This window comes from Enterococcus avium (assembly GCF_002891025.1).
Lineage (GTDB): Bacteria > Bacillota > Bacilli > Lactobacillales > Enterococcaceae > Enterococcus_A > Enterococcus_A avium.
Map to the genome: position 1 here is coordinate 2,914,005 of NZ_NBSL01000002.1, position 23,151 is coordinate 2,937,155.

Below are 23,151 nucleotides of genomic sequence, written 5' to 3' on the forward strand. Positions count from 1 at the left end.
ATATTATTGGGAGGAATACAATGAGCGTTCATATTGAAGCGAAACAAGGGGAGATCGCAGATAAAATTTTACTGCCGGGAGATCCGTTACGGGCGAAATTTATCGCGGAAAATTTTTTAGAAGATGCGAAATGCTATAACAATGTACGAGGCATGTTAGGCTACACAGGAACTTATAAGGGTGAACGTGTGTCTGTACAAGGTACTGGGATGGGGATGCCTTCTGCTGGTATTTACGCACAAGAACTGATCCAATCTTATGGCGTGAAAAAATTGATTCGTGTGGGAACCTGCGGCGCGTTGTCTAAAGATGTTCACGTGCGTGATTTGATCATTGCTCAAGGAGCGGTGACAAGTTCTTCAATGGTGAAAAAACATTTTCCAGATTTCCACTTTGCACCGATTGCTGATTTTGATCTGATGATGAAATCTTATAAAGTGGCGATGGAAAAAGGCTTTACTACTCATGTTGGGAATGTATTGTCAGAAGATACCTTCTACAAAGATGATTTAGCACCAACCTTCAAATTAGCGGAATATGGTGTCTTAGGTGTTGAGATGGAAGCTGCAATCTTGTATTACTTAGGCGCGAAATTCCATGTTCAAGCATTAGGGATCATGACGGTCAGCGACCACATGGTGACGGGTGAAGAAACAACTTCAGAGGAACGTCAAAATACCTTTAAAGATATGATGTATGTAGGGTTGGAAACGTTGATTGCAAAATAAGATCTTAATCGCTCTTCATTCGTGAAGGGCGGTTTTTCGTGTATTTTAAGAATACTAGGTATAATAGAAGAAATGCTTAGTAGGAGGGCAATATGAAAGTAGTTGTACGCAAACGCACAGTCGGTAATATTCCTTTGCTTGAAGTCGTTGCAGAGGATAAAATCTATGAACCGCTGCCGCTGATTATTTATTATCATGGATGGCAAACGGCAAAAGAATTAGTGCTGACTCAAGGTCGAAAATTAGCAGCGAAGAATTTTCGGGTATTGCTGCCAGATGCCGCGAATCATGGTGAACGTAAGACGAAAACTTCGGAGATTCCTTCCCTGACTTTTTGGGATAGCATCCAAACAAATTTATACGAGTTCGGTTTTTTGGTGGATTATTTTGAAAACCTTGGATTGGTCATGGGGAAAATCGGAGTTGGCGGGATTTCGATGGGCGGAATTACCACCTGCATGCTATTAACTCAGCATCCAGAAATCAATGTAGCCGCTTGTGTAATGGGTTCACCGGCTCCGATCAAGTATCGCGAACGAATTGCTATGCATGCTGGCGAATTAGGATTCTATTTACCGAAGGATTATCGACAACTGACTTCGTGGTTAGAAGCGTATGATTTATCTTTAGATCCGGAAAAGGTTGCGGGACGTCCCTTATTCTTTTGGCATGGGACAGAAGATGAAAAGGTGCCTTATCAGCATACTGCTGATTTTATTAAGGCGAATCCGCAAGTCAATATTACCTTTGTCAGCGCAGAGGAACGGCACTTTGTTCAGATTGCTACGATGGATCAGATTACAGAATTTTTTGCGGATAACTTAGGTATATCTGAGCGAACTTAGTTCCATTCTGGAAAACTTTGGTTTATGCTTATTGGATAGAAGTGAACAGTAGGAGGAAAGTTAAATGGAGAATTTTGATTTTCATGTAACGACGGATATTCGTTTTGGTAAAGATCGCTTGGCCGAATTGCCGGAAGTATTAAATCAATACGGCAAAAAGGTCTTGATTGTGTATGGTGGAGGCAGTATCAAAAAGATCGGTTTATACGATAAAGTGATGGAGCAGCTGAAGACGAACGGCAACGAAGTCTTTGAATTAGCCGGTGTTGAACCAAACCCACGAGTAGAAACAGTACGTCGTGGTGCAGAGATTTGTCGTAAAGAAAATGTTGACGTGATTTTAGCAGTCGGTGGCGGTTCAACGATCGACTGTGCGAAGGTCGTCGCGGCGGCGACTAAATTTGAAGGAGATGCTTGGGATTTAGTCTTGCAGCGTCGAAAATATCAAGGTGGCGCATTACCATTAGTGACGATTTTGACATTAGCTGCAACTGGTAGTGAAATGAACAGCGGTGCAGTAATCTCAAATCTTGCCACTCATCAAAAATTAGGCACTGGAAGCAAATCAATGCTTCCAAAGGTTTCTTTCTTAGATCCACAGAATACTTTTAGCGTAAACAAGTATCAAACAGCGGCAGGCTCGGCTGATATCATGAGTCACTTGATCGAAAATTATTTCAAACGGACAGAAGGAACCGATGTCCAAGATTCTGTTTCTGAAGGCTTGATGCGTTCAGTGATCAAAAATTGTCCGATCGCGTTGAAGTATCCTGATGATTACGATGCCCGGGCGAACCTGATGTGGGCAAGTACCTTAGCCTTGAACGGCTTAACTGGCAGCGGCAAACCCGGCGCATGGTCTTGTCATCCAATGGAACATGAATTGAGTGCCTTTTATGATATTACTCATGGTGTTGGTTTAGCAATCTTAACACCGCGTTGGATGGAATATGCTCTGAATGATGAAACAGTCGATAAATTTGCCAGCTATGCATGGAATGTCTGGAACGTTGAAGAAAAAGTTCCAATGTTGGCGGCTCGTATCGGAATTCAAAAGTTATATGATTACTTCAAGGCCTGCGGTATTCCGATGACCTTGCCAGAAGTTGGCATCAATGAGGAGAAATTCGATGAAATGGCGAAACAAGCGGTAGCTCATAGCACGATTAAGACCGATGCGTTTGTGCCATTGGACGAAGCAGCGGTGAAGGAAATCTTTACAGCTTGCTTAACAGAAAGCAGTTTTGAATAATTCCATTAGACTGAAAAACGGCGACTCATGACGAGTCGCCGTTTTTGTTTGGCATGATAAAATGTAAAATTCGTGCAAGTGTTTTCCGCAGAATTTCTGTAACTTTAGGGTGAGACAGTAAATAAGTAATAAAGCCGCTGCCAGCAACTAAGAGAATTAAATGAAGCAGAGGATTTTTTTCAAATTGTGTAAATTCTACTAATGGCGCCACTAGATAAACATGAAGCAGGTAGATAGCCAAGGTTCGTTGTCCCCATGCTGTGAAAAAATGAGGTTTATTATTAACGAGGGCCAAAAAGACGAAAATAAAGGCAAAGCCAATTCCGTATAAAAAGACGATCGTCAGTAAATTTTGCAGTAAAGGAACGGGAAAGAACGCATATGCACGATCTCGCCATAAAAGTTCCGGCGGCAAATTATTCTTGGTCCAAAGATAAGCGTTAATAATTCCAAAAATAATAATTCCAAAACTGATTGCTCTTCGAAAAGGAATCTTGCGGATTCGAGCGACGTGTTCGGGAGTCGTATAATACCCCGCTAAAAAATAAGGCAGAAAGCCTAAGGTTCGTGCCATTGCCATATAGGTCCCAAATTCGGTCAGAAAACCGGAGAAAATTCCGATAATAAAACTTAAAATTAAGATTCTCCGTACTTTTACGAGGTCAGGTAGCAATAAACGCCAGATAAACATACAATATAAATACCAAAGGGTCCAGCCTGGACTTAAGATCATGAACTGGTCGATCTTGCCGATGGCCAGCATGATCAGAGTCAAAATTAAATTTAATAGCAGATAAGGGACAAGGAAGGTTTCCACAGCTGTGGAGCGACCTTTTTTAAGATTTTTTGAGAAATAACCGGAAATAAAGATAAAAACCGGCATATGGAAAAGGTAGATGAAGACGTAGAGAAACTCACCGACCTTGTTATCTAAACGAAAATATTCCAACGCGTGTCCTAAGACCACGAGCAAAATCAGGATGCCGCGAATATTATCGTAAAGGTATTCACGATTTTGTTTTGTGATTGTGGACACCTCCTTCAGATTCCGTTATGCTTAAGAAGCAGACTGCGATAGTCCACCGTGTCTATTGTAGCATGAAACGTCGAGTTCTATGCGATTATGTGGGAATTATTTGGAGGATAAAGCGATGCGCTATTCAGCAAAATTAGTAAAGAATGTTTTTAAAGTCATCAATATGAAAAAGCTTGTGGGAGCAACAATGGTAGATCCGCCAAAACGTCGGCGTCTAATTAGCCGTCAACTTTCGCAAACAGATATCCCGCAAAAAATCGCTGAAATCGATGGACATCAATTAATCACGTTATTTCCAGGTCATCCTACGAGACGTCATGTGTTTTATCTACATGGCGGAGGGTATGCGCTAGAAGCATCGCCATTTCATAAAGAAATTCAAGAGCGTTTTGTGAAACGCTATAATTTAAAAGTAAGCTATTTCGATTATCCCTTAGCACCTGAGAATACGGCAGAAAAGACGGTACCTCTAACGGAGCTGGCCTTTCGCCAGTTGGCGTACTTATATCCAGATGACTGCTTTTTCCTATTTGGTGATTCTGCTGGCGGCGGATTAGCGATGAGTCTGGCACAGCACCTACGGAATATTGATCTGCCGAAGCGGCCAAAGAAAATCGCCTTAGCCTCACCATGGTTAGATGCGTCATTGAGTGACCCGCGTTCTCAGGAATTGCAGAAAAAGGATGTTTTATTAGAAAAAGACTTGTTGGCGGAAGCTGGCGAAAATTATGCAGGGGAATTACCGTTGACCGATCCGATGGTTTCGCCGATTTATGGTAATTTTGATCAGCTTGGGGAACTTCTGGTCGTTGCTGGCACTGATGAAATTTTATATCCTGACGTACTGCGGCTGCAGGATCGCATTAAACGCAGTCAAGGAACCACGATGCGTCTAGAGGTTGTGGAAGGAATGATGCATGATTTTGTCGTTTATCCATTAAAAGAATCACTCCCATACGTTGATCAAATTGGTGAATTTTATCAATAATGAGCTAGAAAACAACTTAACCAGATAAAGGAGGGGAAGGATGGCACAAAAAACAAAACAGCGCGCTCCTTGGCAGCAGAAAGTTATTCAAATGGCACCAGCCATTGGCCTAGCTGCCTTTATTATTATATTGATCTACATTAGACATTCTGGAATTTTTAGTTCTGTCGCTGATTTGCAGCATTTTATCAAGAATTTTGGTAACTTTGCTATTGCAGCCTTTATCGTTGTGCAGGCCATCCAGCCGATTGTACCTTTCTTACCTGGCGGGTTTGCTACGATTGTTGGAATGCTGATGTTTGGTAATATTCCAGGAGTTTTGTATAGTTATATAGGATTGGTGATTGGAGAAGTCGGATTGTTTCTATTGGTTCGCCGTTTTGGTTCGAGATTTGCTCGGCTCGTCCTGTCTGAGAAAAATTTTGAGAAATTTGAGACGACGTTGCAAGACCATACTCAAGACATCAAAAAGCTATTGATTGTTTGTTTTATATTTCCATTTTTGCCAGATGACCTAACCTGTCTGGTTGCGGGAATGACGGATCTCTCTTTTCGGGAGTATCTGAAGATCGTATTGATTTTTAAAATCTGGTCGGTGGCTTCCTACGGCTATTTCTGTTTATTCGTCTTAAATAAAACATTCGCTGGTCTTTAAAATTAGAATCGAAACAAGCAAGGGACTGATTTTATCGAATCAGTTCCTTCATTATTGATTTAAAATGAATAGGAGAGAAAATGAAATGATTCGTTACGGTATTTTAAGTACAGCTCAAGTTGTTCCACGTTTTGTGGCAGGAGTGAAGGAAAGTCAAGGTGGTACAGTAACGGCAATTGCATCTCGTGAAATCAAAAAGGCCCAGAAAATGGCTCAAGAGTTAGACATTCCACAAGCTTATGGCAGTTACGAGGAGCTTTGTCAAAGTGAAGATGTGGATATTGTTTATGTGGCGGTCTACAACAAGGGGCACTATGACGCCGCAAAATTAGCATTGTTGAATAATAAACATGTTCTATTAGAAAAGCCTTTTACTATGACGCTGGCTCAGGCGGAGGAATTATTTGCGCTGGCTAAAGAACGCAATTTATTTTTAATGGAGGCGCAAAAGGCGCTATTCCTGCCAATCACCAAACAAATTCAGCAGGTGATTCAAAAAGGAAAAATCGGAACGCTGCGCTGGTTAGATTCAGTAACAGCCTATCCCAACATTGATCATATTTCGTGGTTCCGTGATTTAAGTGCGGGCGGTGGTGTTTTTCGAGGAGCCGGAACGTATCCGTTAGAATACATGCAGCATTTATTAGGGGCTTCACCTGAGGAATTCAAAGGAACGCTGACTTTTCCAGAAGGACAATCTGACGCGCAAGCGCAGGTAACTTTGAATTTTCCAAACGGTGTGATTGGTACGATCTTTTTGACTGTCGATCTAGATCTATCAAAGCGAATGATTATTTACGGAGAAAAGGGAAAAATCATTATTCCTGATTTTTGGAAAACAGATACAGCTGAAATTCATTATAATGATGGGCAAAAAGAAACGCTTCACAGTAATCAACACAGTGAGTTTGTTTTTGAAGTCGATCATGTGAATGCTTGTCTGGAGCAAGGATTACTGGAAAGTCCAATTGTCACCAAAGAATTGACCTTGAAAACAGTGGCGATCACGGAAGCAATTTATAAGAACTATCAAAAATGATTGTCAAAGACTAAGCGGATGTGCTATAGTTTGTCTCATGCGACGAGTCGAGTGGATCTGAAAGATTGATCCTTCGATACCAGAGGCACACGACGCAAGTCACCTGTCGGATTTCAGGGTGTCGGAAAGAAGCTTAGTGGACGAAGAACCTTTCTATCAATTATTTGGTACTGGGAGAACCCCTCTTAGAATTTTATTCTAAGAGGGGTTTTTTGCGAGTTACGCTTTTCGCAGTTTAATAAGAAAAGAGCATTGATCTCAGATTTTGAACAAGTAAATAGTAGTGGTGTTTAGCGGAATCGTATGCGTGGCGAGAATAAAACTCATTTTCCTGGTTTTTAGGAAAATGAATACATTATGACTGAGCTAGTTGTCAGTTATGCTTTTCGCAGTTTGTTAATTGATGAGATGTATCTATGTTTTCTAGCATAAATAGTAGATAAGCTGTTTAGCATAATGATATGCGAAACGAAAATAAAACTCATTTTCTCGATTTTTTGAGAAAATGATTTCCTATAGAAAGAAAAACTAAATTAACGATGAAAGAATCCCTTGACCTTTACGTTACGTCAAGGTGTAAGATGTTCTTGTCAGGAGGTACAAAATGAACTATACAGTGAAACAAATGGCGGAAATTTCAGGTGTCAGTGCACGGACGCTGCGATTTTATGATGAGCGCTCATTATTAAAGCCAGCTTTTTTAAGTGAGGCAGGCTATAGGATGTATACCGAAAAAGAAATTGATCGGCTGCAACAGATTCTTTTGTACCGCTCGATGGGGATTCCATTGAAAACAATTAAGGAATTAGTGGACCGACCTGACGAAAAAGTCGCGGATACGTTGATTCAGCAAAAAATCCAATTGGAGCAAAAGCGCCAAGAACTTGATCAGCTGCTGGAAACAATCGATAAGACCTTGCGTTACTATAAGGGAGAAATAATTATGACGAATAAAGAAAAATTTGAAGCCTTCAAACAAGAAAAGCTCACAGAAAATGAAGCAAAATACGGACAAGAAATCCGTGAAAAATATGGAGAAGAAACGGTCGAGGCCTCGAATCAAAAATGGCAAAATATGAGTGAGGCCGATTATCAAAAAATGCAGGCAACAGAAGCTGCGTTAACTGAGAAATTGAGTAACTATTTGACAGAAGAGACACCGACTTTGGCTAAAGAAATTTATCAGTTGCATAAAGAGTGGCTGAGCTTCAGCTGGAAAGCCTACTCCGGTGAAGCTCATAAGGGATTGGCTGAGATGTATTTAGCTGACGAACGTTTCACTCAATATTATGACGAAAAAAGCGGGGCAGGAGCAACAGAAGCGTTGGTGCAAATCATTCAGACATATGCGTAAAAAAATCGAGCTGCGGCTCGATTCAGACTGTAGACAAAAGACGTCTCGAACTCGTAATTTGAGTTTGAGACGTCTTTTTATCTGATTTCTTTCGAAATTTTGAACAAAAAAATAAAGGCTCCTTGCCTTTCCATAGCCAGGTGGCTAATTTCTTTAAATTCATTGCAGCAAACACTAGCATCGTATGCGTCGCGACTTTTTCCAAGCCTCGATACTTGGTCCAACGCATCCCATGCTTTTCTTTTGCATCCGCAAATATTCGTTCAATCGTTTGTTTCCGTTTTTTGTAAATTGATTTATTCAGATCCGTTAGGCGAAGATGTTCTGCTTCATCCATTAGGTCACCCCAAACATGTCTCGTGATGACTCGTTGATGATTTTTACTTTTGGTACATTGGTTTAGCAGAGGACAGTTCACACATTCTTTTGGATTGGATTTGTATTCTCGGTACCCTTCTCGAGTAACCGTTGAAAAAGCGAGCATTTGATCTTGCGGACAAATGTAACAATCATAATACTCGTCATAGAGAAACTCGTTTTTTGATAATAGCCCCTTTTTCCCTTTAGGCCTTGAATAAGGCAAACAAGGTCGAAGGTTCAAATGAGTCAAAAAGTGAACAAACTTAGGTGTCTTATACCCAGCATCAGCGACAACACAGTTGATTTCAGGAAAAAGTCTCTTCGATTGTTTGACGAGCTGAAAGGCGACTTGACTGTCATGAATATTTCCAGGAGTGATGATTGTGCTAAGAATAAATCCGTTGTCGTCGCATGAAGTATGGGCAGAATAAGCAAATTGTTTTTCTCGTTCGCCTTTGACGTAGTAGCCGCTTTCCGGATCAGCCTTACTTATTTTTCTTTCTTTCAGCTTCACTTCCTTTTCTAAGTCCAAAGTAAAAGGGCGTTTTCCGGCCTCTATTCGTTGACGATTGATCTCATCTTCTAATTCATCCTGATAGGCTTTCGCTTCATCGTGGGTCATTTCTTTCGTAAACTTATGTTTATTGGCGTTAGCTTTGATGTGGGTAGAATCAAGATACAAATTATCCTCTGTTACAAAACCTGCTTTAACTGCTTGTTCTAAAATATAGGCAAAAATATCCTCAAACACCGTCGTTTCTCTAAATCGGCGGACATAATTCTTTCCAAAAGTTGAGAAGTGGGGGATTTTCTCCTCGAAGGAATAGCCTAAAAACCAGCGGTAAGCGACATTGGTATCGACTTCCTTAATGGTTTGTCGCATGGAACGGATACCGAATAAATACTGAATAAACACCAATTTGATCAGAATCACTGGATCGATACTTGGGCGACCTAGATCGGAGTAAGTGGCTTCAACGATTGGATAAATAAATTCAAAATCAAGCGCAGCATCAATCTTTCGAACGAGATGATCTTGAGGAACCAAATCATCAATCGTGAGCATCGCAAATTGATTTCTACCGTTCGTATTGTTTTTAGACATCATAACTATCACTCCTTGCATTCGTTTTCATAAATCTATTATAAAAGAAAAGACTGTAGACATCATCCATAAAATGGACTTTGTCTACAGTCTGAATCGAGCTGCGGCTCGATTTTTTTATTGTTTTCAATGTACCTATCCTGTATCGACCAATTAAGAGGAAAAACGTATTCGATTTGTTTTATAAGGGTGTTCTATTAAATAAAAAATCAATAGATCTATCGCTTTTTGTCTTTTTTAAATAACTAAAATATTTTTAGATAAAATAAAGTACATTGGTTAGTGCAACACTCTTTTATAAATTATTTTCAATTTTCTTAATGTGACAACTGTTAATTCAGAATTGCTTAAAAGCACTATTGATAGCAAAAAATGAGTAACCAAGCCGTTTATTCACGTTTGTGTCAGTTTAATAATAAATATTCGACTTTATATGTCTAATATACTTAATCGATAATCAACTAAATGAATGTTATAAATTTTAATGAAAACTAAAGTAAAGTGATTTAATAACCGTTTGTTGATGACTGCTGCAAAAAATACGGGCTAAATATTCGTGTTTTTTGCAGTTATAAATAACTTAAATACAATTATTTTGTAATTTGCGGAACTTTTTTTGTCTTATAAAATAATGGCGAAGGGATAGCTTGGGATAAAGGGGGTAAGGGTATGCATGGGAGAAAAAAGAGGATTCTTATTTTAATTGGGGGAATCTTTTTAAGTTTGATAGGTTTAATGGGTGCAAGCTCACGAACAATTGCGGAAAACGACGCGAATGTATTGATTGAAGAGTCATTTTTGAAGGTTTCCTACAAAACAGAACAGACAGATAAGGAAAATCTCTTTCATATTAAGTTAAGCCGCGAGGGGAAAAGTGAACAACAGCAAAATCGCTTAAAACTAAAAATAGTGACGGAAAAAGAAAAAGTCATTGATTACCCTGTAGTCGACGGAATGGAAGAAAAAGAGGGATGGCTGATTGAAAAAGATTTTACACATTCACAAGAGCGTGAACTCACAATCGCGGTCCCTAAGAAACAGGAAAAGCTTCAAATGTATCTCGAATTAAATGAACAAAATACAGAAAAAAATCAGAAGGAACAAGCAGGAGCCGAAGCTGATACTGATACTGATATATTGGAATTAAGTGACCCTCTCTGGTTAAAAGTAGAACAAGAAGCTACGAAAAAAGCTCCAAAAAAATCAGTACCTGAAGACAACGAGGGGAATCAAACTACTGAAGCTGAAGGTAGTTTTTCACTTTATTCGGAACAAAATAGTTTTTCAAAAGCCATTGATTTACCAGCGTTGACAAACGCTAGAAACTTGGCTCGGACCAATTCATATACCAATAAAGAACCAAGCTATAAGACAGACAATGGAAAATATCCACAATATTCTTGGCAGCCAACCGGTCAGACGAATGTGATCAATCATCAAGGCGGAAAGGATAATACAGCCGCTAATGTTTGGGATGGACTTCAAAGTTGGAACACGTCTACAGATAATTATACAAATTCTTATATTTATTACGGCGTTGGCGGAAAAGAGAAAGGGGATATTGCACTAAGGAAATATGCGACTGAAACAACCAAGAAGGATGAGTTTAACGTAAAGTTGAATGTCCGAGGAGACTCGCTTACCAGACCTGGTGTTGATGTGATGTTTGTATTGGATAACTCTGCATCAATGACCTTTACTCAACCGGAATACAAAATTGGTGGAAGACTGCGAAAAGATGTTTCAGTAGATTCTTTGAGTCATTTAATTACTCAGTTTAAAAACAATGTTCCTGACAATGGGTATCTAAGGATCGGCAGTGTTGTATTTGGCACGAATGTGATCAGTACATCTAATTTGTCATCACGGTACAGTGATTGGGATCAGTTAGTGACAAATTATCGCAATGCTAGTACGCAAAACCACCAGACCTATACGCAAGGTGGATTGATTGAAGCACAAAAAAGACTGTTAGCAGATAATAATGGACGAAGAAAGTTTCTCTTTCTTTTAACTGATGGAGCCCCAAATAGAAGCAAGGACCCGTTAGCAGGCAAAAGGGATACGGCAATTTTTCCTTCCAAAGTAAGAATTACTCAGTATAAACCACTGTCTTCAGGACAAACGGATGGAAATGCAGGAGTGACACTCGGTTCGAATGGAGCGACCTCACTTTATGTGCTGTACAATGGACTGGAGCCTCCTGCTGTGGATAGAAGGTTTAGAATTACTAATATTGAAGATCCTGGAAATGTTAACAATAGACTCCTAATCGAATCTCATTTAGATATGGCAAATTCTCAAGCGGCAGATTTAAGAGACAAAGGGATTGAAATTCAAGCGATTGCCATGGGAGCCTATGGTGGGGCTGGAGAATTCCATAGCGCGGAAATACTAGTAAAGGGTCTTTACAAAATGACTACTCAAAGGGCTAATACTACTGGTAATTCAGAAAAAGATTACTATTTCTACCAAGCACAAAATCTAACTGATTTTGAAAAATCCTTCCGGGAATGGTTTGAATCGACGCTTATGACTGTTGAACAAGGTGTGATTGAAGATCCATTGGGAGATATGGTGGAATTAGTAGGAACGCCTGTTGTATCGGATATTTCATTAAGAAATAGATTAGGCACAAAAGCGATTGATGCAGACAAAATGGCAAGGGTTGACAGTTCTGACCCAAGGAAGATAAAAGTAACAAATATCAATCTTTATGGGAATCAGGAAATTGAAATAAACTACAAAATCCGCTTGAAAACGGAGGCATCAAGCTTTACTTCCGGAAGTTGGTACCCAGCCAATGGGAAAACCGTATTACACTCTATGCCCAATCGTACAGAGGACAAATTAGATTTTGGTGTTCCATCTGTTCGAGCGTTCAATGAAGATTTTGTTATTCCAGTAAAAAAAGTTTGGTCAGATGATGAAAATAATCGTTGGAAAATGCGTCGAGAGATAACGGCTGTTTTACAAAGAAAAGACGGGGCTCAATGGGTCAATTTACACGAAGTCCATTTGAACGAAGAAAATAGTTGGGCAGCTCGCTTCCCAGCAGTTTCTGGAAATCCTATTATCGAGTATCGAATTATTGAAAGAATAGGAGATAAGAATAGAGTACCGAGTTATGCCAATCCAACTTACAGTCAGGAGAGTTTTACGTCTAGTAATCTAGACCCAGCAGGAATAACTATCACGAATCGATTGCTGACTACTGATTTTTCATTTAAGAAAGTAATGAAAAATGGGCAACCATTTACTGGTGCAGATGACAAACGACCGAGATTTACTTTGACAGAAACGTTAACAGGTATAGTAGTTGCAAGTGATGTTATCCCAGATAATGGAGGGGTCGTTAATTTTACTAATCTTCCTGCGGGTCTCTATCAAGTAAGTGAAACATTTGTTCCAGAGGGATTCAAAAAGTGTGATGATTTCACATTTACAGTGGCAGAGAGGTCGGATGGTGCGGCAGTTATCGCTGATTCACCCAATAAAACAATCATTAATGAATTAAATAAGTTCAAACTAACAGTTATTAAGACTGATGAACAAGGAAATGAAATCGAAGGTGCGGCATTTCGTCTGAAAAATTCATCTGGAGCGTACAACGAAACGATTTCTTCTGGTTCAACCTTTGTATTCACAGACATACAGCCAGGTGTTTATTATCTTAAGGAACTCACAGCGCCAAATGGTTATACTGGTTTAGAGGAAGAAATTACCATTGACATTTTTGACAACGGTGTGGTGTCATTTGACGATCATCCGTGGGTAACTAACACCGTTATACTAGATGAAGACGAGAATCAAATCACAATAAAAGTAAAAAATTATCATCGAATAGGAATCTTGCCAAGAACAGGCAGTTTTGCCAATAGAATGTTCATTCTATTTTCTGCCATGTGCTTTATTACAGGTGTTGGATTATTCATAGTTTATCTATATATTAATAGGAGGAGAGGATAATTAGCCAACTGCTCAGAAACAAAATGAAAAAATAATAGGGAGCTATACGCGGAAATTCAAGGATAATAAAAGCCGGGATCAAATCAGCAATCTGATTTTGATCTCGGCTTTTTAACTATGTATCTAAACGTGAAAGCTAACTCCGAATTAGGGAAGAATTTTTTCGAAAGGAGCGAAAGCGTTCATTAGATTGTCGTCGCGCATACGATTCTACTAATCTGCTAAAAGCAGGAAGAAGAACTCGCAGCTAACGCCGGATTAAGGAAACATTTTTCAAAATCCGTGAAAAATGTAAGAATTGTCATCACGCATACGATTCTACTAACCTGCTAAAGCAGGAAGAAGAACTCGCAAAGACGATCGAATATGTCGGTCGATCGTCTTCGTTCGTTAGTTTTATTTTGGAAAGAGAAACTAACTGTGGGTAGTATAGCATAGAATAATTGTTTTGCATGGGATACTTTGCTGGCTCTGTCTTCTATAAAATGAAAATATTCTAATAAAAGCCGAAAAGTCAGATTTATGTTTGGAAAGTGTTCATTATTTTATTTTACTTGCAGCAATTTATTTTTCTCCATCATAATCTTTCGAACCATCGATTGAACATTTTTCAGGTCTTCGTATTTGTCTTTGCATTCTAGAAACAGGATGGGTTTGTTGTGGACGTTCTTGATTGGGAAAAATTTATTCGTACTGATAATTAAATCAACAGATTCATCGGCTAATAAAAAGCGATTCGGGTCGACAAAATTCAATTTAACTAGTCCGTTAGTACTTTTCATAAAGAATTTTTTTAGCCAGATAGAATTAAACTCGCCTTTTGAGTCATCAATAAAAATAGATAATTCATATTCTGTCATAAATTCATTGGCAATACTTAAAGCGGCGTAAAGAAAAATGGCGTAGTCAAGCTGTGAATAAATTAGGCTATTACGTGGACAAATATTTTCAAAACGAACCCGCAGATTTTCTTGTACAATCGCCATATCTTCCGGATAAAGATTGTGGTGCTCGCCGATTGGTACATAATTATAAAAGCTTTTGAACAATAAGCGTGTATGAATGACATATAGTTCTTTTTCCAGTTCGTCATAGTCAAATTCAAATTGGTTAAAAAGCAGACCGATGTTTTGAAAAAAGAACTGATTGGCCTGATAGATATTTGAATCTATCTCTTGGTGATATTTCTTTATTTCACGGAAGAAGCTGGTGTTGCGATAAAAGACCATTTTTGATTGTAGGAATAATAGCATAAAATAAAGTTCATCTTTAAAATTCGCGTAAGCCGAGACATTTTCTTCCGTAATAAAATGGAAATGCTGGACAAATTTATTTCCGATCAGGATGGATTCCACCGGCAGTTCATTATTTTCAATCGGATGATTGGATAGATAACGGATAAGCGTAATATCTACTAGATAATCATATTGAATTTTAGTGATCGGATCGATTTGATCTGAAAGTAGAAAGCTGAGTTTCTCAAAAATAAAATTCTTTTCAGTTGAATTTTCGATATTAAAGGGATGCCCGTAGCCGCCGTATAGCTGCCAAAAGAAGCTCAAGAAGAAGAGGCGAATCGTCGGTTCTAAACCGGATAATACAATCTCGCCATTTCTAATATGAAGATCAATATTGGCTTCTTTGAGGAAATCCCGCACTTCGTACACATCTTTTTTCAAGGTGGAATAACTCAGGTTGTATTTGTCCGTCAGGGAATCCATCGTATTTTCTTTATTTAGCAGTAACCCCTCCAGCAGGTCAATCTTGATCGAGATGTGATAGATGGCTAAGCTCAATTCTTTGTTCTCCACATAATTTTGTTGAATAATTCGGTAGTTCCGCTCCGATATAGTTAGCGGAGCGATTCCAATACGTTCCTTTACTTCGTTAGAAAGCATCGCTAAACGCTCTAAATATTTCAACGTTGTTCGTTTTTCAAAACCAATTTGCTCTGAAATTTCATTGATATCGTGAAAGCCTGGATTTTCCTTTAAATAAGTAAAAATGGCAAAAAGCGCCTGACTTTCAAAATCTAATAATAGATCGATGCTCATGAATTAACACTCCCTCAAGGTCACTAGTATAATCCGCAATGATTAAAGGAGGGGTAAGCACTATGTGAAAGTTGATTTAAAGATAATTGCGAGGATTCTTTTTTGCATCCGCTTTTTTTGTGAGAACTATCATTTGATACAAAAAATTAGTGCTGAATTTCTAAAAGTTTGCGTCTGTTTTTTGCACAATTTTAACCTTTTCCTTTTTTTCTTAAAAACCTTTTTTATTTACCACTAGATTTCATGGAAAAGGGCGATGATTAAAGGTTTTCTTCCATCGTGATGACAGCATGTCTTTTAATATTTTTTCTAATTTGCTATGTCTGGTGTGGTTTGACTTTGATTGTGTAAAGTCTATGATGATGGCTGTAGTTCGAAAAGTGCGCACTTCGATTGCAATGAATTTAAAGGATGTGTCACAAATGAATAACGAAGAGAAGAACGCCTCTATCAGCGATCACAATCAGCTCACAGGTGTTCAACTATTCTCAATGACTACTTCAATGGTCATGACAGTCTACGGTTTTGCGGCCTTCGCTAAACAAGGACCAACAGCATTGTTTTTCCTATTTTTAGCAGGGATTCTATGGTTCATTCCCGTTACTCGGTCCGCTGGAGAAATGGCCTCAGTTGATGGTTGGAGTAAAGGCGGAATCTTTACTTGGGGACGTCATATGCTAGGTGAACGCCTAGGTTGGTCTGCTCTATTTTACCAATGGATTCACATCACAGTTGGTATGTGTACCATGATGTATTTCATCATTGGCTGTTTATCAATCACTTTCAACGTTCCAGTTATTAATACGAATCCATTGTTCAAATTCATCATCATGATGGTTATCTTGTGGGGCTTGATCTTCGCACAACAACGGGGAACAAAAATCACAGGAAAAATTGCTCAATGGAGTTTTACAATTGGGGTTATTATTCCAGTCTTTCTATTGCTGTTCTTAACGATTACTTATTTAGTAAAGGGTAATCCTATGCTAATCAAAATCAATCCACACACGATTTTACCATCAAGCTGGAGCGGTAACGTGTTAGTCGGATTTGTGCCATTTATTTTAGCCTTTGCAGGTGCTGAAGGTTCAGCTACTCACGTTAAAGACTTAAAGAAACCATCTATCTATCCAAAAGTTATGATGGCTTTGGCCATTTGTGCGATTGCTTCTGATATTATCGGAACAATTTCAATCGGTGCAACAATTCCCAATGCCAAAATTCAATTAAGTACTGGTATTGTTTATGCTTATGGCGCTTTGGTTCAACAATTTCCATGGATCAATGTAGTCTTTATTGAACGGTTGATTGGTTTGCTATTAGCAGTGGGGATCATTGGTGAAATCAGCAGCTGGGTCGTTGGACCGAATGCGGGGATGTATGAAGCAGCGAAAGAAGGCTATTTGCCAGAACGTTTTGCTAAGACAAATCCTTATGGTGTCGAAACGAACGTCATGATCTTGCAAGGTGTGATCGTCTCAATCATGGCTGCGTTACTAACCTTTGGTGCCGGTGGAGACAAATCAAACCTTTCATTCCAAACAGCGATGAGTTTAACAGTTGCTCTGTATACCTTAATGTATATGCTGATGTTTGTTACTTATTTAGTTTTAGTGTTCAAACACGACGATTTGCATCGGACATTCCGTGCAGCTAAATCAAAAGTAATGCGTGTCATCATGGGTGTTCTAGGTTTAGTTTTATCAGCTTTTGGGTTTGTTGTAACATTCTTCCCACCAGCTGCTTACAGCATGCAACAAAAACATACGTACCTAACATTATTATTAACGGCTTTTATCATCGTTTTCTTTATACCTTTCATCATGTATTTGTTTCATGGAAATTGGACCTTGCATCATCATGATAAATCAGGAAAAAATTTGCACCATCAAGTTCATTAGAAAATATAAGAAAGTACAAATAAGGATGTCAGTTCCGCTTTTTACAGTTTATCTAGGCAGTAAGAAAATAAAAAAGTTTTTTGAAATGCAGCTAGAGAAGTTTAGCGGAATGATATACGGCAAGAGAAACGAACTCATTTTTCCCTGGAAAAATGATTACTTTAATACGAATAAGGATGTCAGTTCCGCTTTTCACAGTTTATCTAGGCAGCAAGAAAATAAAAGAGTTTTTTGAAATACAGCTAGAGAAGTTTAGCGGAATGATATACGGCAGGAGAATCGACCTCATTTTTCCCTGGAAAAATGATTACTTTAATACGAATAAGGATGTCAGTTCCGCTTTTCACAGTTTATCTAGGCAGTAAGAAAATAAAAAAGTTTTTTGAAATATAGCTAGAGAAGTTTAGCGGAATGATATACGGCAAGAGAAACGACCTCATTTTTCCCCTGGAAAAATGATTACTTTAATACGAATAAGGATGTCAGTTCCGCTTTTCACAGTTTATCTAGGCAGTAAGAAAAAAAAAGTTTTTTGAAATACAGCTAGAGAAGTTTAGCGGAATGATATACGGCATGAGAAACGAACTCATTTTTCCCTGGAAAAATGATTACTTTAATACGAATAAGGAGATCTTTTAAATGCATACAGATTATTTAGAAAGTTCATTTTTAGGAAGCAGAGAAGCAGCACGTAGCATGCCTAAACAAGTATTGCCTGATGAGGGTATGAACCCTGACACAGCCGAGACGCTCGTCAATCATATTCGGTTGAATGAAGCAAAGGCAGATCAAAATTTGGCTACATTCTGTACGACTCAAATGGAACCACAAGCTGATCGCTTGATGCTTGGTTCACTTGAAACGAATGCGATTGACAAATCAGAATATCCAAAAACCACAGCAATGGAAAATTATTCAATTAGTATGATTGCCCATATGTGGAATATTGGTGAAGGCAAAGAATTATATAAAGACTTCATCGGAACTTCAACAGTAGGTTCTTCAGAAGGTTGTATGCTAGGCGGATTGGCTTTGTTGCACAGCTGGAAACACCGCGCAAAAGCAGCTGGATTAGATATCGACAACTTGCATGAACACAAACCTAACTTAGTTATCATGTCTGCATTCCAAGTAGTATGGGAAAAATTCTGTACGTACTGGAATGTCGAGATGCGGGAAATTCCAATGGATGAAAACCATATGTCATTAAATACTGACATCGTGATGGATTACGTAGATGAAAATACGATTGGGGTCGTAGGTATCCAAGGGATCACTTACACTGGCCAAGTAGATGATATTCAAAAATTAGATGAACTTGTTTCTGAATACAACAAAACAGCTAAATTACCAATCAAAATCCACGTAGACGCAGCCTTTGGCGGTTTCTTTGCACCATTTGTTGATGGGTTCAAACCATGGGATTTCCGTTTGAAAAATGTAGCATCAATCAATGTTTCAGGACATAAATACGGGATGGTTTATCCTGGGATTGGTTGGATTGTTTGGCGTGAAAATACGGAAGAATATTTACCATCAGAAATGCGTTTCGCTGTACCTTATCTTGGAAGCAGCGTAGATTCTATCGCTATTAACTTCTCACATAGTGGGGCACATATTGTAGCACAATACTACAACTTGATTCGTTTTGGTCGTGAAGGATTCACAGCTATCATGAACAATGTCAGAGAAGTATCTAAACGAATCAATACAGAATTAAAAGCGCTAGGTATTTTTGATATCATCAATGATGGATCAAAATTACCAATCAACTGTTGGAAAATTGCGGATAATATCGAATTAACTTGGAATCTATACGATTTAGAAGACAAGTTGAAGGAATACGGCTGGCAAGTGCCTGCTTATCCACTTCCAAAAGATCTTGACGATGTAACTATTAGCAGAATCGTCGTTCGTCCAGCTATGACCATGGCTATCTGTGATGACTTCATTGATGATTTACATCGCGCAATTGACGATCTAAATCGTAATCATTTGATTCATCACGCATCTTAACCTATAATAGCATCTGTTATTAAAGTCCTAATAATTGCATCATTTATTAGGGCTTTTAAACTGGAGGGAATCAAATTGAAAAAAGACAAAGTAGAAGTTACCGGCGACGTACGAGTTCGTTACGCACCAAGTCCAACAGGTTTTTTACATTTAGGGAATGCGCAATCGGCGTTATTCAACTATCTGTTTGCCAAACATTATAAGGGAACTTGGGTATTGCGAATCGAGGATACTGACTTGAAAAGAAATGTTCCGCATGGTGAAGAAAGCCAGATGGAAAATCTTCATTGGTTAGGTATCGACTGGGACGAAGGTCCGGATAAACCGAAAGTTGAATTTGCCCCTTACCACCAAAAAGATCGTGTGAATTTGTATCACAAATATGTACAACAATTATTAGACGCTGGTTTAGCCTATAAAGACTATGCCACTGAAGAAGAATTAAAAGAATTACATGACCAACAAATCGAAGCCAAAATCGCGCCTCATTATGATGGTCGCTGGTATGGCGCAACAGAAGAACAAATCAAACAAGCCGAAGCAGAAGGCCGAAAACCGACCGTTCGCCTTCATTTGCCTGAAGACCATGTTTATGGCTGGGACGATATGATTAAAGGCCGGGTGGAATTCAATTCAGACAATATCGGCGGAGATTTCATTATTGAAAAAAGTAATGGCATGGCAACGTACAATTTTGCCGTAGTGATTGACGACTACTTAATGAAGATGACTCACGTTTTACGCGGGGATGACCATATTGCGAATACACCAAAACAAATCGCAGTATACGAAGCACTAGGTATCCCGCAACCGCTATTTGGTCATATCACACTGATCTATAGCTTGGATACGCATAAAAAATTGAGTAAACGTGATAAAAATACCCTGCAATTCATTAGTCAATATCGTAAATATGGTTACTTGAATGAAGCGTTGCTGAACTTTATCGCCTTTCTTGGTTGGTCACCAGTGGGAGAAAAAGAATTGTTCACTCGTGATGAATTGATCGAAGCTTACGATATCAATCGGATGTCTGCTTCGCCTGCTTATTTCGATCAAAAGAAACTTGACTGGACCAATGCGGAATACATTAAAAAAACTTCCGTTGACGAATTAACTAGACGAATCATGCTGTTAGTTGACGCTGCCGAAACAGACGTAGCGGAACAATTAAAAGCAATCGGCATCGAAAATGATCTGGATTTTGTTAAAAAAGTCGTGGATATCTATCACACAGAAGCCAAGACCTTAATGACATTTATGGAAAAAATCTTGTTTATCAAAAATGCCAACCAAGTGACCTTCACTTATACCGACTTGGCAGAATTTGATAGCGAAGGTGTTAAACAAATTTTGACTGCGATGTCAGAAAAATTAAAGGATGTTTCAGAACCAGTGGATTATCCTGCTATCTTGTCAGCTGTTCAAACAGAAACAGGACAAAAAGGACGTAAGCTGTACATGCCATTGAACGTCGTCTTTACCGACAGTAAATCTGCTCCTCAAATCACGGATATTATGTCGGTTATGCCGAAAGAAACGGTTCAGCATTTGATTGACAATGCGTTGGCGTTTCTAAATAAATAAATGGAAAACTGCGATTCTCGATGAGAGTCGCAGTTTTTTAGTTAATCATTGTGCTTGGTCTTTTAAAATTTCAGATGCATTTGTTTCTGTTTAAAGATTTTTCCAATTAGAACTGAATGATTCTCTTCATCGATTCGGTAAAAGATTGCATAACTTTGACCAATCAAGATTCGATAAGTCGGAATGTCAAAACCATATAATGGAGAAACATCTTCATGCATTTTAGGAAATAGTTTTAATAATTCTAGTGAGCGATAAATTAATTGAACGAAGTGTTTGATTTTTTCTTCTGAAAGAAAAAGTTCGTTCTCCCATTCCGATATAAGCTGGATCAGGCTATTTCTAAAAGAGACGGAATAAATGAGCTGATAAGATTTCATTACTCACCCCAACCATATTTGCTAAAGAGCGTAGTCATTTCTTCTTCAGAAACAGTATGATTCGTTTCAAACTCTGCAAAACTCTCTTCGATTAACTCACGATCTTTCTTTTTTGCGACTTCTTGGGCATCTAATATGAAGTAATTTCCTTCTTTTTTAACCTCCAAGATATCTCCCTCGTGTAATCCCCATTCTTTAGGGAATATTCCTCCAACGGAATTACCAATCTTCCGTACTTTGATTTGTCCCATTCAAATCCCCTCTTTTTTATAGAATTATAACACGTTATAACTATTTAAAGAAGTTATGAATATCTAGTAGCAACTAAAAAAAGGATTGATATGATGATAGAATTGAGTCATTAATATGAATGAAGTTGCCAGTTTTACTTTCTACTTCAGTAGATTAGTAAAATGGTATCCGGAATGAAAATTAAACAATTTTGACCAAAATTGAATCGTTACTATGAATGAGGTGAGAGGATGATCGATCAAAAGGCGTTGTTTTTGTATCCGCAGAATCAACGGATTATTTTTCGGAATCAAGACTGTATGTATGTGAGGCCACATGCGGCATTGTTGCCTTATATTTCGAATTATACATTGACTTTTCCGACGAAACAGGCGATTTCTGAGAATTACACGGTCATTCCTCATGGCTGTGGGACGTTAGTATGTGGGTTTAAGGAACATCAAATCGAGAACCAGCTACTTGGGCCAATGACTGCGGTTGCCAATGTAGGTGAGGAAGCTGCGACTTTCAATCAGATATTCATCGTGGAATTTCAACCGGCTGGACTTCATGCGTTTCTAAGTCTTAAGCAAAATGAATTAGCGGATCGGCATTTTTCTTTTCAATTGCTTCATGCCAAATTGAATCAGGTACTGATGGAATTGTTGGAGGCAGCGGAAAGTGTGGAAGAGCTGCTGGCTGGAGTTGATCGTCTATTTGTTCATGCTCTCTTAAAGGACTGTCCGCCAGAGTTGGCTACTTCGAGAAAAATGATTGTTCAACAATCAGGAAATATCTCCTTAAAGAAGTTGTCTAATGAGGTATTTTATAGTGAACGCCATCTTACGCGACTGTTTAATGAATATCTGGGAATGAGCACCAAAATGTTTGCTCGTTTAGTCCGAGTTAATCAAACGATCCGTTTACTAAATCGAAGGCAAGGAGTAATTACAAAAGTGTTGGAACCCGCCGGTTATTACGATTTCTCTCACTTTAATCGTGATTTTAAACTGGTGACTGGCATTACACCGCAAGCTTATCAACGGAAGATGTCCGATTTTTACAGTGAAATCGCCAAATTCTAAGGGTATAGTTGGTAAAAAAGGAAGGAGAGTCGAGTAGCGGCTCTGATGGTGATAGGAATGAATTTTGGTGGAGTGTTATTGGCAGTGAAGGATATGACGAAGGCGAAGCAGTTCTATGTAGAGGTTATGGAACAAAAAATAGAAATGGATCTGGATAATATTCATGTTGCTTTTGAGAGCGGCTTTTCATTACAGGCCGATTATCAAGGGTTGCTGGGTGTTCCACTAAATCCAAAGGAGCAGTCGGATAATTTTCAACTGTATTTTGAGGTTGAGGATTTAGACAAATGGGAAGACAAGCTTTCAAAGGTTGAAGAAATCGACTTTCTGCATTACAGCAAAGAGTATCCTTGGGGGCAGCGTGTGCTGCGTTTTTACGACTATGATAAATTTATCGTGGAGGTCGCAGAAAGTATGGCTAGTGTGGCGAAACGCTATTTGGCTCAAGGCATGACTGTAGAAGAAACGGCTGAAAAAACAATGTTTCCGGTTGAGTTTGTTGAAGGATTGGTTTAAATAGAAGGAAGAGCTAGAGTGGCTATTCTTTTTTGATTGAATTAATACGT

18 protein-coding genes are annotated in these 23,151 nt (G+C 38.7%); 13 read left to right on the forward strand and 5 right to left on the reverse strand.

Translation table 11 applies throughout. The annotated features are described in order from the left end of the window. Positions 1 to 20 precede the first annotated feature (20 nt). The 3 genes from deoD (at position 21) to AUF14_RS14610 (ending at position 2,825) form a co-directional block, all read left to right on the forward strand. The gene (gene deoD, locus AUF14_RS14600; protein WP_048722202.1) at positions 21 to 728 is read left to right on the forward strand and encodes a purine-nucleoside phosphorylase; all 708 of its coding nucleotides are present in this window, start codon (positions 21 to 23) and stop codon (positions 726 to 728) included. A gap of 92 nt (positions 729 to 820) precedes the next feature. Then, entirely contained in the window at positions 821 to 1,573 is a 753-nt protein-coding gene (locus tag AUF14_RS14605) for an alpha/beta fold hydrolase (protein WP_049221033.1), read from the forward strand. A 64-nt stretch (positions 1,574 to 1,637) separates the two neighbouring features. Next, on the forward strand, positions 1,638 to 2,825 hold the full coding sequence (locus AUF14_RS14610) for an iron-containing alcohol dehydrogenase (RefSeq protein ID WP_049221031.1): 1,188 nt from the start codon (positions 1,638 to 1,640) through the stop codon (positions 2,823 to 2,825). 25 nt (positions 2,826 to 2,850) lie between these two features. Here AUF14_RS14610 and AUF14_RS14615 read toward each other — a convergent pair whose 3' ends face one another. Further along, the gene (locus AUF14_RS14615; protein WP_016181651.1) at positions 2,851 to 3,861 is read right to left on the reverse strand and encodes an acyltransferase family protein; all 1,011 of its coding nucleotides are present in this window, start codon (positions 3,859 to 3,861) and stop codon (positions 2,851 to 2,853) included. Between the two features lie 115 nt (positions 3,862 to 3,976). Between AUF14_RS14615 and AUF14_RS14620 the strand changes: the two genes are divergently transcribed. From AUF14_RS14620 to AUF14_RS14635, 4 genes are all read left to right on the forward strand, one after another. Further along, positions 3,977 to 4,849: an alpha/beta hydrolase fold domain-containing protein gene (locus tag AUF14_RS14620; RefSeq protein WP_016181650.1), complete on the forward strand. Its 873-nt coding sequence runs from the start codon at positions 3,977 to 3,979 to the stop codon at positions 4,847 to 4,849. 40 nt (positions 4,850 to 4,889) lie between these two features. After that, positions 4,890 to 5,504, forward strand: a complete 615-nt coding sequence (locus tag AUF14_RS14625; RefSeq protein ID WP_016181649.1) for a TVP38/TMEM64 family protein — start codon at positions 4,890 to 4,892, stop codon at positions 5,502 to 5,504. An 85-nt stretch (positions 5,505 to 5,589) separates the two neighbouring features. Then, positions 5,590 to 6,543 (forward strand): Gfo/Idh/MocA family protein, encoded by a 954-nt coding sequence (locus tag AUF14_RS14630; protein WP_016181648.1) that lies wholly within the window; start codon positions 5,590 to 5,592, stop codon positions 6,541 to 6,543. A gap of 604 nt (positions 6,544 to 7,147) precedes the next feature. Next, on the forward strand, positions 7,148 to 7,897 hold the full coding sequence (locus tag AUF14_RS14635; RefSeq protein WP_049221027.1) for a MerR family transcriptional regulator: 750 nt from the start codon (positions 7,148 to 7,150) through the stop codon (positions 7,895 to 7,897). Positions 7,898 to 7,919: 22 nt separating this feature from the next. On the opposite strand, the gene AUF14_RS14640 is transcribed toward AUF14_RS14635, so the two are convergent. Further along, the gene (locus AUF14_RS14640) at positions 7,920 to 9,365 is read right to left on the reverse strand and encodes an IS1182 family transposase (protein WP_456151918.1); all 1,446 of its coding nucleotides are present in this window, start codon (positions 9,363 to 9,365) and stop codon (positions 7,920 to 7,922) included. A gap of 666 nt (positions 9,366 to 10,031) precedes the next feature. On the opposite strand from AUF14_RS14640, the gene AUF14_RS14645 reads away from it, so the two are divergent. After that, positions 10,032 to 13,331 carry a vWA domain-containing protein gene (locus AUF14_RS14645; protein WP_049221025.1) on the forward strand — a complete coding sequence of 1,100 codons (3,300 nt, stop codon included), beginning with the start codon at positions 10,032 to 10,034 and terminating at the stop codon, positions 13,329 to 13,331. A gap of 545 nt (positions 13,332 to 13,876) precedes the next feature. Here the strand turns inward: AUF14_RS14645 and AUF14_RS14650 are convergent. Then, positions 13,877 to 15,385: a helix-turn-helix domain-containing protein gene (locus AUF14_RS14650; RefSeq protein ID WP_049221023.1), complete on the reverse strand. Its 1,509-nt coding sequence runs from the start codon at positions 15,383 to 15,385 to the stop codon at positions 13,877 to 13,879. A 422-nt stretch (positions 15,386 to 15,807) separates the two neighbouring features. Here AUF14_RS14650 and AUF14_RS14655 point away from each other — a divergent pair, with 422 nt between their 5' ends. From AUF14_RS14655 to gltX, 3 genes are all read left to right on the forward strand, one after another. Continuing rightward, on the forward strand, positions 15,808 to 17,286 hold the full coding sequence (locus AUF14_RS14655; RefSeq protein ID WP_048720385.1) for an amino acid permease: 1,479 nt from the start codon (positions 15,808 to 15,810) through the stop codon (positions 17,284 to 17,286). Positions 17,287 to 17,925: 639 nt separating this feature from the next. Continuing rightward, entirely contained in the window at positions 17,926 to 19,302 is a 1,377-nt protein-coding gene (locus AUF14_RS14665; protein WP_016181643.1) for a glutamate decarboxylase, read from the forward strand. A gap of 75 nt (positions 19,303 to 19,377) precedes the next feature. Beyond that, positions 19,378 to 20,889, forward strand: a complete 1,512-nt coding sequence (gltX, locus tag AUF14_RS14670; RefSeq protein WP_049220712.1) for a glutamate--tRNA ligase — start codon at positions 19,378 to 19,380, stop codon at positions 20,887 to 20,889. Positions 20,890 to 20,951: 62 nt separating this feature from the next. Here gltX and AUF14_RS14675 read toward each other — a convergent pair whose 3' ends face one another. Beyond that, positions 20,952 to 21,269, reverse strand: a complete 318-nt coding sequence (locus tag AUF14_RS14675; RefSeq protein WP_048719205.1) for a type II toxin-antitoxin system RelE/ParE family toxin — start codon at positions 21,267 to 21,269, stop codon at positions 20,952 to 20,954. Next, a complete protein-coding gene (locus AUF14_RS14680) occupies positions 21,269 to 21,520 on the reverse strand; it encodes an AbrB/MazE/SpoVT family DNA-binding domain-containing protein (RefSeq protein ID WP_048719202.1) in 252 nt (83 codons plus the stop codon). The genes AUF14_RS14675 and AUF14_RS14680 overlap by 1 nt, the downstream gene beginning before the upstream one ends. A gap of 231 nt (positions 21,521 to 21,751) precedes the next feature. On the opposite strand from AUF14_RS14680, the gene AUF14_RS14685 reads away from it, so the two are divergent. Both AUF14_RS14685 and AUF14_RS14690 read left to right on the forward strand, forming a co-directional pair. Continuing rightward, on the forward strand, positions 21,752 to 22,585 hold the full coding sequence (locus AUF14_RS14685) for an AraC family transcriptional regulator (RefSeq protein WP_049220715.1): 834 nt from the start codon (positions 21,752 to 21,754) through the stop codon (positions 22,583 to 22,585). Between the two features lie 57 nt (positions 22,586 to 22,642). Beyond that, positions 22,643 to 23,101 (forward strand): VOC family protein, encoded by a 459-nt coding sequence (locus AUF14_RS14690; RefSeq protein ID WP_049220718.1) that lies wholly within the window; start codon positions 22,643 to 22,645, stop codon positions 23,099 to 23,101. The last annotated feature ends 50 nt before the right edge of the window (positions 23,102 to 23,151 follow it).

What these genes read in the sequence shown, in the direction of transcription:
- deoD (WP_048722202.1), top strand. Translation starts at nt 21, where the DNA reads ATGAGCGTTCATATTGAAGCGAAACAAGGGGAGATCGCAGATAAAATT.
- AUF14_RS14605 (WP_049221033.1), top strand. Translation starts at nt 821, where the DNA reads ATGAAAGTAGTTGTACGCAAACGCACAGTCGGTAATATTCCTTTGCTT.
- AUF14_RS14610 (WP_049221031.1), top strand. Translation starts at nt 1,638, where the DNA reads ATGGAGAATTTTGATTTTCATGTAACGACGGATATTCGTTTTGGTAAA.
- AUF14_RS14620 (WP_016181650.1), top strand. Translation starts at nt 3,977, where the DNA reads ATGCGCTATTCAGCAAAATTAGTAAAGAATGTTTTTAAAGTCATCAAT.
- AUF14_RS14625 (WP_016181649.1), top strand. Translation starts at nt 4,890, where the DNA reads ATGGCACAAAAAACAAAACAGCGCGCTCCTTGGCAGCAGAAAGTTATT.
- AUF14_RS14630 (WP_016181648.1), top strand. Translation starts at nt 5,590, where the DNA reads ATGATTCGTTACGGTATTTTAAGTACAGCTCAAGTTGTTCCACGTTTT.
- AUF14_RS14635 (WP_049221027.1), top strand. Translation starts at nt 7,148, where the DNA reads ATGAACTATACAGTGAAACAAATGGCGGAAATTTCAGGTGTCAGTGCA.
- AUF14_RS14640 (WP_456151918.1), bottom strand. Translation starts at nt 9,365, where the DNA reads ATGATGTCTAAAAACAATACGAACGGTAGAAATCAATTTGCGATGCTC.
- AUF14_RS14645 (WP_049221025.1), top strand. Translation starts at nt 10,032, where the DNA reads ATGCATGGGAGAAAAAAGAGGATTCTTATTTTAATTGGGGGAATCTTT.
- AUF14_RS14650 (WP_049221023.1), bottom strand. Translation starts at nt 15,385, where the DNA reads ATGAGCATCGATCTATTATTAGATTTTGAAAGTCAGGCGCTTTTTGCC.
- AUF14_RS14655 (WP_048720385.1), top strand. Translation starts at nt 15,808, where the DNA reads ATGAATAACGAAGAGAAGAACGCCTCTATCAGCGATCACAATCAGCTC.
- AUF14_RS14665 (WP_016181643.1), top strand. Translation starts at nt 17,926, where the DNA reads ATGCATACAGATTATTTAGAAAGTTCATTTTTAGGAAGCAGAGAAGCA.
- AUF14_RS14675 (WP_048719205.1), bottom strand. Translation starts at nt 21,269, where the DNA reads ATGAAATCTTATCAGCTCATTTATTCCGTCTCTTTTAGAAATAGCCTG.
- AUF14_RS14680 (WP_048719202.1), bottom strand. Translation starts at nt 21,520, where the DNA reads ATGGGACAAATCAAAGTACGGAAGATTGGTAATTCCGTTGGAGGAATA.
- AUF14_RS14685 (WP_049220715.1), top strand. Translation starts at nt 21,752, where the DNA reads ATGATCGATCAAAAGGCGTTGTTTTTGTATCCGCAGAATCAACGGATT.
- AUF14_RS14690 (WP_049220718.1), top strand. Translation starts at nt 22,643, where the DNA reads ATGAATTTTGGTGGAGTGTTATTGGCAGTGAAGGATATGACGAAGGCG.